The sequence below is a fragment of the Streptomyces sp. CG4 genome, from assembly GCF_041080655.1.
Classification (GTDB): domain Bacteria; phylum Actinomycetota; class Actinomycetes; order Streptomycetales; family Streptomycetaceae; genus Streptomyces.
Genome location: NZ_CP163525.1, coordinates 7,467,601 through 7,482,556, shown reverse-complemented (window position 1 = coordinate 7,482,556; position 14,956 = coordinate 7,467,601). Strand labels below are relative to the sequence as shown.

Genomic DNA, 14,956 nt, shown 5'->3' with positions numbered 1-14,956 from the left:
CCGCTTCCCCGCCACCCGTCCGGCCCCCTCGGGCCGCCCCGGCGAGCGCATTCCGACCACCGACGACAGCAGCAGCAACGCGCCGGGCATCACGAACGGCGCAGCAGGCAGAAGCCCAGCGCCGTGGGCGTCTCGCCCGGCACCCACACCGGCACGGGCGGCGCGACGCCCGCGCACAGGGCCGCCGCGGGCACGAAAGGGCAGGTCACAGGCTTGCGGTGAGCTGAACGGGGATGCCGTTGAGGACCGCGTTGCCCGAGAGCGGGTCCAGCAGGCTGCCGTCGAGGAGCTGGTTGACGTTGACTCCGGGAGTCGCGGCGGCGTGCCCGAGACGGGTGCCGGGGCGGTCGTGGCCCCAGCCGTGCGGCAGGCTCACCACACCGGGCCGTACGACGTCGGTGACCTCGGCGGGCGCCACGACCTCTCCCCCGGCGCCCCGCACGCGTACGTCCGCCCCGTCCCGGACGCCGAGCCGGGCCGCATCCTGGGGGTGGATGTGCAAGGTGCAGCGGTTGGAACCGCCGGTGAGGGCGGGCACGTTGTGCATCCAGCTGTTGTTGGAGCGCAGATGGCGACGGCCGACGAGGACCAGTCCGGCGGGACGTTCCCGCAGGGACCGGCGGAGTCGGGGCAGATCGGCGGCGATCGGCCCGGGCAGCAGCTCGACCTTGCCGCTGCGGGTCTTCAGCGGCTGCGGCAGCCGCGGGCGCAGCGGGCCGAGATCGATGCCGTGCGGGTGAGCGAGCAGCCGGGCCAGGGTCAGCCCGTCCGGCCGGGCGCCGAAGCCGTCGCCGTACGGGCCGAGGCGCAGCATCAGGTCCAGGCGCCGCTCCGGACCGGTCTCGCCGCTGAGCTGTGCGGCGAGTTCGCGCGGGTCACGGCCGTACACCGGGGAGTGCTTCTCCTGTACGGCCTTGCCGAGAGCCTGGTCGACGACCATGGCGTCCACGGCGGCCGGGTCGGCGCCGTGCATGCCGGTGACCGCGAGGATCAGCCGGGCGAGGATCTCGCTCTCGGCCATCCGGCCGGGCTCCAGCGGGACGGCGGGGCGGGTGTAGCGGACCTGGTTGCGCACGGCGAGGGTGTTGAAGGCGAAGTCGTGATGCGGGCTCTGGGAGGGCGGGGGCGGGGGCAGCACGACGTCGGCGTGGCGCGAGGTCTCGTTCAGGTACGGGTCGACGGTGACCATGAAGTCCAGGGAGTCCAGGGCCTTGTCGAGGCGGTCGCCGTCGGGCGCGGACAGCACCGGGTTGGCGGCGACGGCGATCAGCGCGCGTACCGCTTCTCCCGCGTCGGTCGGGGTGTCGATCTCCTCGGCGAGCGCGGACAGCGGCAACTCGCCCTTCGCCTCGGGAAGTTGGCGGACCCGGGAGTGCCAGCGGCCGAGCGCGAAGCCGTGCCCGGGACCGGCCGGGCGGGGTGTCCTGTCGGTGGCGGCCTGCGGGAAGAGGGCGCCGCCGGGCCGGTCCAGGTTGCCGGTGAGGATGTTCAGGACGTCGACCAGCCAGCTGGCCAGGGTGCCGTGCGGGACGGTGCAGCTGCCGATGCGGGCGTAGACGGCGGCGGTGGGGGCGGCGGCGAGTTCGCGGGCGAGGGTGCGGATGAGGCCGGCGTCCAGGTCACAGGCCTCGGATACGGCTTCGGGAGTGAAGTCCTGTATGGCTTCCCGGAGTTCGTCGAGCCCCTGGACATGCGGGGCGAGGTCCTTGAGGTCGGTCAGGTCCTCCGCGAACAGGGTGTGGGCCATCGCCGCGAGCAGCAGGGCGTCGGTGCCGGGGCGGATGGCCAGGTGCCGGTCGGCGAGCTTCGCGGTGCGGGTGCGGCGCGGGTCCACCACGGTCAGGTGTCCGCCGCGGGCCTTGAGCGCCTTGAGCTTGCCGGGGAAGTCGGGGGCGGTGCACAGACTGCCGTTGGACTCCAGGGGGTTGGCGCCGATGAGGAGCAGATGGCCGGTGTGGTCCAGGTCCGGCACGGGGATGGCGTTGGCGTCGCCGAAGAGCAGCCCGCTGGAGACGTGCTTGGGCATCTGGTCGACCGTGGAGGCGGTGAACAGGCTGCGGGTGCGCAGGCCGGCGAGGAGGACCGGCGGGTAGAGGGCACCGGCCACGGTGTGCACGTTGGGGTTGCCGAGGACCACGCCGACGGAGTCCGCGCCGTGGCCCTCCACGACGGGGCGGAGCCCTGCGGCGACCGCGTCGAAGGCCTCCTCCCAGGTGGCCTCGCGCAGCTCGCCGTCCGTGCGGACGAGCGGGGTGCGCAACCGGTCGGGGTCGGAATCGACGGCTCCGAAGGAGGCGCCCTTGGGGCAGATGAAGCCCTTGCTGAAGACGTCCTCGCGGTCACCGCGGGCGCCGGTGACACGGGTGCCTTCCAGGGTGAGGGTCAGCCCGCAGGTGGCCTCGCACAGGGGGCAGATTCGCAGGGCGGTGCGGGACACGGGTCCTCCCGGGGGTCGGCGGCGATGCCGGGTGAGCACGGGGGCTCGGGGCGAGCATACCGACCGGTATGCATGGAGGGGAGTCCTTCGGGTGACTCTTCGGATTCGGCCGGGTGAGCGTTCGGTCGAGTTCGGCCGAGGACCGTTCCGTGGAGTTCGACCGCGCGACCGTTCGGTCGGGTTCGGCCGGGGACCGTTCGGTCGGATTGGGCCGGGGACCGTTCAGTCGAGCACGCGCCCCAGATACGCCCGCAGCAGCTCCCGGGTCTCGGTGATGATCGCCTCGTCCCCGTCCGGGTCGGTCCGGAAGGCCAGTTGGACGAGGGTGTCCGCGGTTTCCACGGCGACCAGGAAGACCCGGCGCAGCTCGTCGTCGGGTGTGCGGTCGAGGTAGCCGGAGAGCAGCTTGGTGAGCCGGTCGGCGACGCGGGTGTTGGGCCCGGCATGGCGGGCGCCGACCGGTATCTGGTTGCCGAAGTCGACCAGGGAGAAGCCTGGCGCGGTGCGCTTCATGGTCAGGTACTCGTCGAGGACGGCATCCATCGCCGCCCGCCAGCCTCCCCCACCGCGTGCCTGCTCCAGCCGCTCGGTGACACGCTCGGTGTACCGCTCCAGGTTGCGCTGGGCGAGGGCGTCGGCCATCTGCCGTTTGTTGCCGAAGAACCGGTAGACGGAGCCGATGGGGACACCGGCGCGCAGGGCGACGGCGCGGGTGCTCAGCGCGTCGTAGCCGACCTCGTCGAGGAGTTCGGCGCAGGCGTCGAGGATCCTGGTCAGCCGTTCGGCGCTGCGCCGCTGAACGGGCGCACGGCGGAGCGATGTCGCATGGGGCACGGACTTCATGATGCCTCTCCGGCGGGGTCCGGTGAACCTCGCCCTCCCGTACGGAGAAGAGTGGGCGGTGCACTCATTTCCCGACGACCACGGTCGTGGTGGAGGTCGTGGTGGACGTCGAGGGCCGGTCCGTGGCCGCCTCCGCGTCGGACACCGTGATGTCGGCGGTGCTCTGCACCGGCTTGGCGCGTACGGCCCACACGGTGCCGTCGTCGGCGTACAGGCGCGCGGTGACGTGGTGGGTGCCGTGCGGGACGAGGCGGTCGGGCAGGCGGTACGCGCGGGTGCGCAGCCGGGTGACCGGGTGGCCGTCGACGAGGAGGTGCACGAGCCCGCGCCCGGTCACCGCCGTCGGGGCGGCGCCGGGGGCCGAGCAGCGGAAGTTCCGGAAGGACAGCCGGACGTCCCAGCCGCCGCCGAAGTGCGGGGTCACCTCGACTTCGACCTCGGGCGCGTTCTTCTTGTCGACCTCGCGCAGATGCCGGCCGGTCTCGTCGGTGTCGTCCAGGACCTTGCCGACCGGCGAGGACGAGACCGTGGCCCCGTGGGCGTGGCCGGTCGTGCAGCCCGCCGCGCCGAGCGGCAGCAGGACGCATGCCGCGAGCGCGGCGAGCGTCCTGCGGGTCCACGGCGTCATGGGCATGTCCGGGAGAGTAGAACAACGTTCCGGCCCCGCGAATCCGTCTGAGGTCTGGTTCCGGCCACCCCGCGCAGTCCGCCGGACGGAGTACTCGGGGTCCCCTTGCGCACTCCCCCAGCTATTCCTACGGTGATACATAGGAATCAGGAGTGCCTCAGGAGCGCAAGGGAGCGATCATGAGCGATGGGGGTACCTCCCGCGCGAGCGAATGCGAGCGTGGGGGAGCGCGGAAGACCGCCGCGGGACTGTCGTATCTGACCGGGTTCGGCAATGAACACGCCTCGGAGGCGGTGCAGGGCGCCCTGCCCGAGGGCCGCAACTCGCCGCAGCGGGCCCCGCTCGGGCTGTACGCGGAGCAGCTGAGCGGTTCGGCGTTCACCGAGCCACGCGCGCACAACCGCCGCTCCTGGCTCTACCGCATCCGCCCGTCGGCCGCGCACCCGGCGTTCACCCGAGCCGACAACGGCGCGATCCGTACGGCCCCGTTCACCGAGACCGTGCCCGACCCCAACCGGCTGCGCTGGAACCCTCTGCCCGAGCCGCCGGCCGGCACCGACTTCCTGGGCGGGCTGTGGACGCTCGGCGGCAATGGCGACGCCGGACAGCGCACCGGCATGGCGGTGCACCTCTACCACGCCAACGCCTCGATGGACCGCGTCTTCTCCGACGCCGACGGCGAGCTGCTGATCGTGCCGGAGCACGGCGGACTGCTGCTGCACACGGAGTTCGGCCTGCTCCCTGTGGAGCCCGCCCATGTGGCGTTGATTCCGCGTGGGGTGCGCTTCCGTGTGCTGCTCCTGGACGAGTCCGCCCGAGGCTATGTGTGCGAGAACTATGGGGCGCCGTTCCAGCTGCCCGATCTCGGCCCGATCGGCGCCAACGGGCTTGCCAACGCCCGGGACTTCCGGGCACCCGTCGCTGCGTACGAGGACGTGAGTGGCCCGGTGGAGGTGGTGAACAAGTTCTGCGGCAACCTCTGGACGGCCACGTACGACCACTCCCCGCTCGATGTGGTCGCCTGGCACGGCAACCATGTGCCGTACGTCTATGACCTGCGCCGTTTCAATGTGATCGGCACCATCTCGTACGACCACCCGGATCCGTCGATCTTCACGGTGCTGACCTCGCCCTCGGACACCCCGGGCCTGGCCGGCGTCGACTTCGTCGTCTTCGCCCCCCGCTGGCTGGTGGGCGAGAACACGTTCCGGCCGCCGTACTTCCACCGGAACGTGATGAGCGAGTACATGGGCCTGATCGAGGGCGCGTACGACGCCAAGGCGGAGGGCTTCGTGCCGGGCGGCGGCTCGCTGCACAACATGATGTCGGCGCACGGGCCGGACCGGGAGACCTTCGACAGGGCGAGCGCGGCGGAGCTGAAGCCACAGAAGATCGACGACGGGCTGGCGTTCATGTTCGAGACCCGCTGGCCGGTGACCCTCACCCCGCACGCGGCCGGCGCGGACCACCTCCAGCAGCGCTACGACGACGTGTGGCAGGGGCTTCAGCGTCATTTCCGTGCCTGACGCCTCTGTTGCGCCGCATGTTCATCGACAGGTACGGATAGCCGCGTGACCTCCTTCGCTCCGGATTCGATCGTCCTGAACCGCAAGCTGCCGCTGTGGTACCAGGTGTCGCAGTCGCTGCGCGCCTCGATACTCGGCCGCTCCCCCGAGGACCCGCTGCGGCTGCCCACGGAGGAGCAGCTGGCGGAGCACTACGGCGTGAGCGTGCTGACGATGCGGCAGGCGCTGAAGGAGCTGGAGGACGAGGGGCTGATCAGCCGGCACCGGCGGCGCGGCACGTTCATCGAGCCCGGGGTGCTGCGCGGGGCGCCCGTGCGCCTGCTGGGCTCGGTGGATGCGATCGTGGCCCAGCAGTCCGGGATGACGACCGAACTGCTGGACCACGGCCCGGTGCCCGTGCCGGCCGGGCTCGCCGAGTACTTCCCCGGCCTCCCTCACGTGGCGGCGTACCACCGCCTGCGCCACGACGAGAAGACCGGCGAGCCGACCAACCACGCCGTCAACCACATCCGCCCCGAACTCGCCGCGCGGCTCGATCCGGACGACCTGGTCCGCTGGCCGATGACCAAGGTGCTGCGGGACGTCGTCAAGGCGGACATCAGCCGGATCACGGACACTGTGGAGGCCCGCCTCGCCGACCCGGAGACCGCCCGCCTCCTCCAGGTGCCGCTGCTCAGCCCGATCCTGCACTACACGGGCGTCACCTACGACACCGAGGGCCGGGTGCTGGATGTGGCGGTGATCCATTACCGGGGGGACCGCTTCTCGTTCACGGTAACCCTGGAGGCGACCTGATACCGCGTCCCGGTCAGGTCGTACGATGCCCCGCGTGACGTACGACGACGCTCCGCTGCTGGCGGACCTCATGCCGTGGTCCGTCGCACCGCTGCGGCTGGGCCGTGGCTGGCCGGCGGCACCCGACCCCGGCTCCCTGAAGGCCCGCTGGGACGCCCTGCTGAAGGCCGAAGGGCCGGACCGGGAGGCTCTGTTCGAGCCGACGCGCGCCCGCACGACCGGTTCGGCGGTGGGCCAACTGCCCGGCCAGTCCACCGGCACCGAGCGGCTGGTCCGCGCCGAGGGCCCCTGCGCGGAGCCCGTGCGTGTGCTCGCTGGGCCCTTCGACGAGCAGTGGCTGATCCCGGACCACCGGCTGATCGACACCGCCCGGCCGGAGTTGTGGCGCGTGGCCGACGCGCAGCAGGTGTTCACCGTGGAGACGGGGGACGAGACCGACCCCCTGCTGGTCACCGCGCTGCTCCCCACCCTCCGCACGGGCCGCGTCCGTCCGCTGTACCGCCGCCCCGGCGGCACGGAACCCAATCTCGCGCCGGGCCTGACGGCCCACCTGGCCTGCCGCCTCGGCACCGCCCCCGCCCCGGCGGACGTCCTGTCCTGGATCCTGGCAGCCACCGCCCCCGACCTGACCGTGCCGCTCACGGACGACCCCGACCTCTGGTCGACCGGCGTCGAAATCGGCCGCCGCATGCTGTGGCTGATGCGCCGCGACGGCGAGCGCCCCAAGCTGCCCGGTGGCCGCCGCCCCTACGTACGCGCACCCCTGCCGGCCCGGCCCGTCACTCTCGGCTACGACCCCGAGGACGAAGCTCTCCACCTGGACGAGGGCCGCGTCTCCCCCGTCCCGCGGGCGGCCTGGGACTACGAGGTGGCCGGTGCCCGCGTCCTGGAGTCCTGGTTCACGGCCCGCACGACCCCGCCCGACCCGGGCACCCTCGCCGCGATCCGCCCGCCGGCCTGGCCCCAGGCCTGGACCTCGGAACTCCTGGAACTGATCACGGTCCTGGCCCTGCTGGCCGAACTGCGCCCACAGCGGGCGGAGTTGAAGGTGACGTCGGCGATCACCGCGACCGACCTGCGGGAGGCGGGCATCCTCCCGGCACCCGAGGCATCCCACCGCCCCGCCTCGGTCCTGGACCACCACGAGGAGGGCCCAGAGGGCCAGTTCGCCCTCATCTAGCCCGCTTTGCAGACGGGTTGGGGGCAATCCCCCCCAGGGGCGCGGGGAACTGCACGACCAGCCGCCCACGAGCCGCACCCGCCGGACCAGCCAGGTCAGCGCAGCGCGAACGCATCCAGAAGCCGCCCCAACGCCCGCTCGAAAACCGCGTCCAGATCGATCGGCCCCGCATCCTCCCCGAACGCCGCCGCCATCCTCGGATACGCGCCGGAAGCGACCTGACGGCCGAGGTAGGCACCGCGCACCGCGTTCTCCTCGGCCTCGGACCACGGCAGCGCCCGCACCCGCTCGGCGGTGTCGAGTTCGTTGCGGACGTACGTCGTCACGATGCCGTTCAGCATCGCGAGCAGCTCCAGCTTGGTGCCGTAGGACGCCTCCAGCGGGTCCAGGCAGGCCAGGCAGTGCTCCAGATAGCGCAGGGCATGGGGGCTGAAGCCGTACACCGGTGACATCAGGCGCGGCAGCCAGGGATGCCGACGCATCAGCTCACGCGTCTGCCGGGCCACCCGGAGCATGTCGGCCCGCCAGTCCCCGCTCGGCTCCCACAGCTCGTGCTCCGAGCTGATCGCGTCGACCATCAGCTCGTACAGGTCCTCCTTGCGGGGGACGTAGTTGTACAGCGACATCGTGCCGCAGCCCAGCTCGGCCGCGACATGCCGCATCGACACCGCGTCGAGCCCCCGCTCGTCGGCGATGCGGACGGCGGCGGCCGCGATGTCGTCGCGAGTGTACGCCGGTCTCGGGCCCCGGCCGGTGCGCTCGGGACGCGCCCAGATCACTTCGGGGACGGCCCCTCGGACTGCCATCGATCATCACCTCGGCCACCATCCTAGTTTCGTACAGCGTACGCAGTGCGTTATGGTCACGACATGACTTCTACGTACGCTGTACTTAGTGAGGGCTTGGAGAAGCGCTTCGGCGCGGTGCACGCCCTGCGTGGACTGGATCTGGCGGTGGCGCAGGGGACGGTCTGCGGGCTGCTCGGCCCGAATGGCGCCGGCAAGACGACGGCCGTGCGGCTGCTGACCACGCTGCTGCGGCCGGACGCCGGTTCCGCGCGGGTCGCGGGGCACGACCTGGTGCGGGACGCCGCCGCCGTGCGGAGCCGGATCGGGGTCACGGGGCAGTACGCCTCGGTCGACGGCGATCTCACCGGCCGCGAGAACCTGCGGCTGTTCGCCCGACTGCACCGGGTGCACGGACCGGCCGCGCGGGCCGACGACCTGCTGGCGCGCTTCGGTCTGACCGAGGCCGCCGACCGCAGGGCCGCGACCTACTCGGGCGGCATGCGGCGTCGGCTGGACCTCGCGGCGAGCCTCGTCCGCAGCCCCGATGTGCTCTTCCTCGACGAGCCGACCACCGGACTCGACCCGGCGAGCCGCGCCCGTATCTGGCAGGCGGTGCGCGAGCTGAAGGCGGACGGTACGACCGTGCTGCTGACCACTCAGTATCTGGAGGAGGCCGACCAGCTCGCGGACGACATCGCCCTGGTGGACCAGGGCCGGGTCGCGCACACGGGGTCGCCCGCCGAACTCAAGGCGCTCATCGGATCGTACGCGGAGGCCGTGGTCGCGGACGGCGACGCGCTGTCGAAGGCGGCCGCCGTACTTGACCAACTCACCGGCAGCGAGCCGGTGTTCGACCGTGACCGCAACGCCGTCGGCGCCGTCAGCACCGATCCGACCCTGACGCTGCCGCGCCTGGTGCGCGAACTCGACGCGGCGGGCGTGCCGTTGCTGGACGCCGGCCTGCGCCCGCCCACCCTCGACGACGTCTTCCTGCGGCTCACCGGCGAGTCCGCGCCCGAGTCCCCCGACGGCAAGGAGCGTGCCGCATGAGCGCGCTGGCCCACGACGGTCTGGCGATGACCGGCCGGCAGCTGCGCAGGGTCCGCAACAGCCCGGGGCTGGCGGTCCTGACCCAGATGATGCCGATCAACATGCTGCTGTTCTTCGGCTATGTCTTCGGCAGCGCGCTGGCGATGCCCGGCCGCGAGTACCGGGCCTTCCTGGTGCCGGGGCTGCTGGTCGCGACCGCGGCCGGCGGGCTGATGACCGGTATGTTCCAGGCCGCCGCGGACACCCACCGGGGGGTGATGGACCGGTTCCGCTCGATGCCGGTGAGCCGGGCCGCCGTACCGCTCGGGCAGGCGGCCGCCGACCTGGCCGTCACGGCCGTCGGCACGGTGCCGCTGCTGCTGGTCGGGCTCGCCGTGGGCTGGCGGATCGAGGGGTCCGCGATCGACGCGGCCGGTGCCGTGGGGCTGCTGCTGCTCTTCCGGTTCGCCTGCACCTGCGCCGGGATCTTCCTGGGGCTGCTCACCCGCAGCGAGGACGCCGCCGGGCAGCTCGGCGCCTCCTCCTTCGTGCTGCCGTTGCTGTCCGACGCCTACATCCCGACGGATCATCTGCCGGGCTGGCTGCGCACGCTCGCCGACTGGAACCCGATCAGCGCGGTGACGACCGCCCTGCGCGACCTCTTCGGCAACGCCCCCGTGCCACCGGACTCGGCCTGGCCGGTGGCCCACCCGGTCGCCGGGGCGCTCACCTGGAGCCTCGCCCTCGTCGCCGTGTTCCTGCCGCTGGCCGTGCGCCGGTACAGCCGCGGCGAGTGATCCGGCGCTACTGACAAACCCGCCGGTCACGGGCCATGATCCGGTGCATGGATCAGCAGCCCCTGCCCCTCGCGGGCATCACCGTCGTCGCCGTCGAACAGGCCGTGTCCGCCCCCTTCGCGACCCGGCAGCTCGCCGACCTGGGCGCCCGGGTCATCAAGGTGGAGCGGGTCGACGGCGGCGACTTCGCGCGCGGCTACGACACGGCGGCCCGCGGTCTCGCCTCGCACTTCGTGTGGTGCAACCGCGGCAAGGAGTCGCTCGCGCTGGACCTGAAGGACCCGCGCGGCCTGGCGGTCGCACGCCGGCTGATCGCGGACGCGGACGTGTTCGTGCAGAACCTCGCCCACGGGGCCGCCGCCCGGCTCGGCCTCGACGCGGCCACGCTGTGCGCCGCGCATCCACGGCTGATCGCCGTGGACATCTCGGGCTACGGCGGCTCGGGGCCGTACGCGGACAAGCGGGCGTACGACATGCTCGTGCAGTGCGAGGCGGGGCTCGTGTCGGTGACCGGGACGCCGGAGCAGCCGGTGAAGGCGGGGATCCCGGCGGCGGACATCGCGGCGGCCATGTACGCGTTCTCGGGTGTCCTCGCGGCTCTCGTGCGGCGGGGGACGACGGGGCGGGGCGGGCCGGTGGAGGTGTCGATGCTGGAGGCGCTCGCCGAATGGCTGGGGCATCCGCTGCACCATGCGATGCATGGGGGTGAGCCCCCGGCGCGCACCGGTCTCGCGCACGCCGTCATCGCACCGTACGACGCCTATCCCACGGCGGACGGCGGACGGGTGCTGCTGTCCGTGCAGAACGACCGGGAGTGGCGACGGCTGGCCGAACAGGTCATGGGACGCCCGGAATTGGGGACGGACCCGGTGTACGCGACAAACGCCTCGCGGGTCGCGAACCGGGAGAAGACCGACGAGCTGGTGGCGGGGGCGCTCGGCGTGCTGGGCACCGAGGAGGCGCTGGGCCGGCTGGAGAAGGCGGGCATCGCCTGTGCCCGGCTGAGGGATCTGCACGAACTCGCGGCGCATCCGCAGCTGGCGGCCCGGGAGCGGTGGCGTGTGGTGGGGTCGCCGGTCGGGCCGTTGCAGGCGTTGCTGCCTCCCATCACACTGCCGGGCGGGGACGAGGCGCGGATGGGTGATGTGCCCGCGCTCGGACAGCACACCGGGGCGCTGCTGCGTGCCGTGGGGATGACGGACGACGAGATCGCAGCCATGCGCCGGGACGGTGCGGCGGCCTGAGCACGGGCACCCCGGAAGGACTCCAGAGGGGCCGTCGACCGGGTCGACGGCTGCTCAGTGGCCGTTCAGTGGCCGCCGAACAGTGAGCGCCGCAGTCGGCGCAGCGGCGCGAAGAGGGAGACACGACTGACCCGTCGGCCCCGGTCGCTGCGCTGCTGTGCGGTGTCACGCGCCGTCAGCTCACGCATCAGCGAGGTCGCCTCGACCGTCTCCCGCTGCGGTATGGCGGGGCCCGCCAGCACCGACAGATGGCGGTCCAGACGCGAACTGGTCGCGCTGCTCCCGCAGGTGATCGCAGGGACCCTGGCCCTGCTGCGCATTGTTATCTGATCCATGTCACTCCCCACCCGTACGAGTCCACCCGGCCCGGGCAGGCTAACCCTATCGCCCCACCGGGGCACGCGGGTATCTCGGGCACAGGATTCACCTTCCCCATAAGGCTGTTGACCATCCCTCTTTGACTACTCTCCGAATCCGACCGATTTCAGGGTGAGTTGGACTATGGGCTGGCTGGTGGGTTGGGCCGAGCCGCCATCAGGCTCGACGGTCACGGCGAGTGACGTCGAGGAGGCGTCGAGGCCCTGCGCGACCAAGGGCGTGTCGCCCGCGAAGAGCCCGAGGGAGCGCGGTTGCACGCGGGGGCGCATGAGCCAGAGCTGCCGGACGCGGCCGCCGGGCGGGGTGCCGTATCCGCTGAGGGTGACGACGGCTGCGCCGCGCGATGCGGAAGCGATCACTCCGATACCGCGGCCCCGCGCGTCCTCGCTGGTGACGGCGCGGGCGTCGGGCGCGGCCAGAACGTGGGCGATCTCACGTGCCCGGGACCGCTCCGCGTCGAGCCGGTCCTGGGTGTGGTGCGCCTGGACGGCGAAGAGGGAGGCGACGACGAGGGCCGCCGCCGCGGTGGCCGTGGCGAGCGGCACGAAGAGCGGGCGCGTACGGGGCGTGCGGGGCGTACGGGTGCGTCCCGGCGGCGGCTGCGTGCCCCAGACGTGCGGCGGCAGCTGGGGTGTGCGCTCGCGGGCCGGGGTCCGGTCCGGTGCCTGGTCCTGAGCGGTGGTGCGCACGGCGGCCAGCACCCGCTCGCGCAGGGCGGCGGGCGGCGGGGCCGCCGCGGACCAGGCGAGGCGTACGGCGTCCTCGGCCAGCTCCCGCACCTCGGCGGCGCAGCGGTCGCAGCCCCGCAGATGCTTCTCGAACCGGCGCCGCTCGCCCGGTTCCAGGGCGTCGAGCGCGTAGGGCGCGGCCAGGGAGTGCGGGTCCTCGCGGCGCAGCAGCCTGCCCAGGATGCTCATGCGGCTCCTCCCAGGCACTCGCGCAGCCGGGTGAGTCCGTCGCGCATCCGCGTCTTGACCGTGCCGAGCGGCAGCGCGAGCCGTTCGGCCACCTCACGGTAGGTGTAGCCGTCGTAGTAGGCGAGCGTCACGGACTGGCGTTGCAGGGCCGTGAGCCGGTGCAGACAGCGGCGCACCCATTCGCGTTCCAGACCGGCCTCGACCTCCTCGGCGACCTGGTCGAAGGCGGGCTCCCCGGCGCGCAGGGCCTCCCGCTGCTCGCGTTCGCCGGCCGCGCGGGCGCTGCGCACCCGGTCCACGGCACGGCGGTGGGCGAGGGTGAGGATCCAGGACAGCGCGCTGCCCCGGCCGGGGTCGAACCGGGCGGCCGAGCGCCACAACTCCAGCAGCACCTCCTGGGCGACCTCCTCGGACTGGGCGGGGTCGCGCACCACCCGTCGTACGAGCCCGTACACCGGCCCGGACACCAGTGCGTACAGGTCCTCGAACGCTCTCTGGTCACCGCCCGCGACGAGCAGCAGCAGCTCGTCCGCCTGCATGCGGGCCCCCTCTCCGTGGCCGCAGCCGGCCCCTCCGCGCACTCCACGCATCCGCATGAACGCACACCTCCGGCGGGTGATACGGATCAGCGGGCCGAAAACGCGGGTCGGAACGTGGCCAAAAGTTTTTCTCCGGCCGACCAATCCGCGCGGCGGGCCCGCTCCGAAGACCCGTCCGTCAAAGGCAAGTCGGCACTGAGGACGGACGGCATGACACCTCTCTTCTCCAGGGGTCCCTTCTCCAGAAGCGGCTCGGGACGCACCGGCCTGGTCACGCTCATCTGCGGGGCGCTGGCCGCCGGGGGGCTCACCGCCGCCGGCGTCGCCGCGCTGGCACCCGGGGCGGCGTCCGCCTCCTCCCACCGGGAGGCCCCGCTGATCTCGGGGACCCCGCAGTACGACAACACCGACCTGTACGCGTTCGTCAGCCCCGACAAGCCCGACACGACGACGGTCGTGGCGAACTGGATCCCGTTCGAGGAGCCGGCGGGCGGACCGAACTTCTACACGTTCGCCGACGACGCCCAGTACGACATCCACATCGACAACAACGGCGACGCGAAAGACGATCTGATCTTCCGCTACACCTTCAAGACCCACACGAAGAACGGCAACACGTTCCTCTACAACACCGGTGTCGTGAGGAGCCTCGACGACGCGAACCTCAACATCACGCAGACCTACGACATCGATCTGCTCCGGCTCAAGCACGACCGGGTGGCGTACCGGACCAGGCTCGCCGAGGACGTTCCGGTGGCGCCGTCGAACGTCGGCAAGGCCTCCATGCCGGACTACGCCAAGCTGCGCTCGCAGGCCGTCTACAAGACCGCGGCCGGCGCCACGACCTTCGCCGGGCAGGCGGACGACCCGTTCTTCGCCGACCTGCGCGTTCTTCGACCTGCTCTACGGCGGCAACCTGAGCGAGGTCGGCAACGACACCCTCAAGGGCTACAACGTCAACACCGTCGCCCTCCAGGTGCCCACCGACCTGATCCGCGAGTCCTCGAAGCAGCCGGTCGTCGGCATCTGGTCCACCACCCAGCGCCGCAACGCGCAGGGCTCCTACACGCAGGTCTCGCGCCTGGGCAACCCGCTGGTCAACGAGGTCGTGAACCCGCAGAGGGACAAGGACAAGTTCAACGCCTCGCAGCCCGCGTACGACGCCCAGTTCCTGAAGAACGTCACCAACCCCGAACTGCCCAAGCTCATCGAGCAGATCTACAAGATCAAGGCGCCGAGCGAGCCGCGCAACGACCTGGTCGACGTGTTCCTCAAGGGCGTCAAGGGCCTCAACCAGCCGCCGTACGTACGGCCTTCGGAGGAGCTGCGCCTGAACACCTCGATCAAGCCGAGCATGCACCCCAAGCGGCTCGGTGTCCTGGACGGCGACAACGCGGGCTTCCCGAACGGACGTCGCCTCACCGACGACGTGGTGGACGAGGCACTCCAGGTGATGGAGGGCTCACTGGTCGGCATGAAGAACAACTTGGGCGACGGGGTCGACAAGAACGACCAGAACTTCGAGAAGTACTTCCCGTACGTCGCCGAGCCCACCTCCGGTTCCCGCGGCCCGCTCGCCAAGGGCACGGCCGCGGGCACGGACGTGCGCAGCCAGCTGGGTGACGCCCTGCAGCCGGCCGGGTCCTCCGCCGACGGCTCGGGCAACACGGTGCTGATCGCCGCCTCGGCGGCCTCGGGCGCGGCCGGGATCCTGCTGATCGGCACCGCCGTCGGCTGGTGGCGCCGCCGTATCCGCCGCCCCTACTGACCCCGCCCCCACCCAGACCGGCGCGGCCCGTATCTTCCCCTCCCCCACGGCGGGCCGCGCCTTCTCCTTCCGACCAGGACCAGGCGA

The 14,956-nt window shown here is 72.2% G+C and carries 13 protein-coding genes and 1 pseudogene; 8 read left to right on the top strand and 6 right to left on the bottom strand.

What is annotated here, in order from left to right:
• Nucleotides 1-205: 205 nt before the first annotated feature.
• From AB5L52_RS34185 to AB5L52_RS34175, 3 genes are all read right to left on the bottom strand, one after another.
• On the bottom strand, nt 206-2,437 hold the full coding sequence (locus AB5L52_RS34185; RefSeq protein ID WP_369367549.1) for a molybdopterin oxidoreductase family protein: 2,232 nt from the start codon (nt 2,435-2,437) through the stop codon (nt 206-208).
• 222 nt (nt 2,438-2,659) lie between these two features.
• The gene (locus AB5L52_RS34180; RefSeq protein WP_369367548.1) at nt 2,660-3,280 is read right to left on the bottom strand and encodes a TetR family transcriptional regulator; all 621 of its coding nucleotides are present in this window, start codon (nt 3,278-3,280) and stop codon (nt 2,660-2,662) included.
• 64 nt (nt 3,281-3,344) lie between these two features.
• Nucleotides 3,345-3,914: a hypothetical protein gene (locus AB5L52_RS34175; protein WP_351022145.1), complete on the bottom strand. Its 570-nt coding sequence runs from the start codon at nt 3,912-3,914 to the stop codon at nt 3,345-3,347.
• A gap of 173 nt (nt 3,915-4,087) precedes the next feature.
• Here AB5L52_RS34175 and hmgA point away from each other — a divergent pair, with 173 nt between their 5' ends.
• The 3 genes from hmgA to AB5L52_RS34160 are packed head-to-tail and all read left to right on the top strand — an operon-like array spanning nt 4,088 to nt 7,409.
• Nucleotides 4,088-5,434, top strand: coding sequence for a homogentisate 1,2-dioxygenase (gene hmgA, locus AB5L52_RS34170; RefSeq protein ID WP_369367547.1), 1,347 nt, complete (start codon nt 4,088-4,090; stop codon nt 5,432-5,434).
• 45 nt (nt 5,435-5,479) lie between these two features.
• Nucleotides 5,480-6,229 (top strand): GntR family transcriptional regulator, encoded by a 750-nt coding sequence (locus tag AB5L52_RS34165; protein WP_351022149.1) that lies wholly within the window; start codon nt 5,480-5,482, stop codon nt 6,227-6,229.
• 25 nt (nt 6,230-6,254) lie between these two features.
• Nucleotides 6,255-7,409, top strand: a complete 1,155-nt coding sequence (locus AB5L52_RS34160; RefSeq protein WP_351022152.1) for a type ISP restriction/modification enzyme — start codon at nt 6,255-6,257, stop codon at nt 7,407-7,409.
• 95 nt (nt 7,410-7,504) lie between these two features.
• Here the strand turns inward: AB5L52_RS34160 and AB5L52_RS34155 are convergent, their stop codons facing one another.
• Complete coding sequence (locus AB5L52_RS34155; protein WP_351567519.1) at nt 7,505-8,215, bottom strand: TetR/AcrR family transcriptional regulator; 711 nt, start codon at nt 8,213-8,215, stop codon at nt 7,505-7,507.
• A gap of 63 nt (nt 8,216-8,278) precedes the next feature.
• On the opposite strand from AB5L52_RS34155, the gene AB5L52_RS34150 reads away from it, so the two are divergent.
• The 4 genes from AB5L52_RS34150 (at nt 8,279) to AB5L52_RS34135 (ending at nt 11,559) form a co-directional block, all read left to right on the top strand.
• Nucleotides 8,279-9,247, top strand: coding sequence for an ATP-binding cassette domain-containing protein (locus AB5L52_RS34150; RefSeq protein ID WP_369367546.1), 969 nt, complete (start codon nt 8,279-8,281; stop codon nt 9,245-9,247).
• Nucleotides 9,244-10,023 carry an ABC transporter permease gene (locus tag AB5L52_RS34145; RefSeq protein ID WP_369367545.1) on the top strand — a complete coding sequence of 260 codons (780 nt, stop codon included), beginning with the start codon at nt 9,244-9,246 and terminating at the stop codon, nt 10,021-10,023. The genes AB5L52_RS34150 and AB5L52_RS34145 overlap by 4 nt, the downstream gene beginning before the upstream one ends.
• 47 nt (nt 10,024-10,070) lie before the next feature.
• On the top strand, nt 10,071-11,267 hold the full coding sequence (locus tag AB5L52_RS34140) for a CaiB/BaiF CoA transferase family protein (RefSeq protein WP_369367544.1): 1,197 nt from the start codon (nt 10,071-10,073) through the stop codon (nt 11,265-11,267).
• Between the two features lie 157 nt (nt 11,268-11,424).
• Entirely contained in the window at nt 11,425-11,559 is a 135-nt protein-coding gene (locus AB5L52_RS34135; protein WP_351022157.1) for a hypothetical protein, read from the top strand.
• Between the two features lie 169 nt (nt 11,560-11,728).
• On the opposite strand, the gene AB5L52_RS34130 is transcribed toward AB5L52_RS34135, so the two are convergent.
• A complete protein-coding gene (locus tag AB5L52_RS34130) occupies nt 11,729-12,562 on the bottom strand; it encodes an anti-sigma factor (RefSeq protein WP_369367543.1) in 834 nt (277 codons plus the stop codon).
• Nucleotides 12,559-13,101 carry a sigma-70 family RNA polymerase sigma factor gene (locus AB5L52_RS34125; protein WP_351022162.1) on the bottom strand — a complete coding sequence of 181 codons (543 nt, stop codon included), beginning with the start codon at nt 13,099-13,101 and terminating at the stop codon, nt 12,559-12,561. Before AB5L52_RS34125 ends, AB5L52_RS34130 begins: the two co-directional genes overlap by 4 nt.
• A 210-nt stretch (nt 13,102-13,311) precedes the next feature.
• Between AB5L52_RS34125 and AB5L52_RS34120 the strand changes: the two are divergent.
• A pseudogene (locus tag AB5L52_RS34120) lies at nt 13,312-14,869 on the top strand (DUF4331 domain-containing protein).
• Nucleotides 14,870-14,956 lie beyond the last annotated feature (87 nt).

What these genes read in the sequence shown, in the direction of transcription:
- AB5L52_RS34180 (WP_369367548.1), bottom strand. Translation starts at nt 3,280, where the DNA reads ATGAAGTCCGTGCCCCATGCGACATCGCTCCGCCGTGCGCCCGTTCAG.
- AB5L52_RS34125 (WP_351022162.1), bottom strand. Translation starts at nt 13,101, where the DNA reads ATGCAGGCGGACGAGCTGCTGCTGCTCGTCGCGGGCGGTGACCAGAGA.
- AB5L52_RS34130 (WP_369367543.1), bottom strand. Translation starts at nt 12,562, where the DNA reads ATGAGCATCCTGGGCAGGCTGCTGCGCCGCGAGGACCCGCACTCCCTG.
- AB5L52_RS34145 (WP_369367545.1), top strand. Translation starts at nt 9,244, where the DNA reads ATGAGCGCGCTGGCCCACGACGGTCTGGCGATGACCGGCCGGCAGCTG.
- AB5L52_RS34175 (WP_351022145.1), bottom strand. Translation starts at nt 3,914, where the DNA reads ATGCCCATGACGCCGTGGACCCGCAGGACGCTCGCCGCGCTCGCGGCA.
- AB5L52_RS34160 (WP_351022152.1), top strand. Translation starts at nt 6,255, where the DNA reads ATGCCCCGCGTGACGTACGACGACGCTCCGCTGCTGGCGGACCTCATG.
- AB5L52_RS34150 (WP_369367546.1), top strand. Translation starts at nt 8,279, where the DNA reads ATGACTTCTACGTACGCTGTACTTAGTGAGGGCTTGGAGAAGCGCTTC.
- AB5L52_RS34155 (WP_351567519.1), bottom strand. Translation starts at nt 8,215, where the DNA reads ATGGCAGTCCGAGGGGCCGTCCCCGAAGTGATCTGGGCGCGTCCCGAG.
- hmgA (WP_369367547.1), top strand. Translation starts at nt 4,088, where the DNA reads ATGAGCGATGGGGGTACCTCCCGCGCGAGCGAATGCGAGCGTGGGGGA.
- AB5L52_RS34140 (WP_369367544.1), top strand. Translation starts at nt 10,071, where the DNA reads ATGGATCAGCAGCCCCTGCCCCTCGCGGGCATCACCGTCGTCGCCGTC.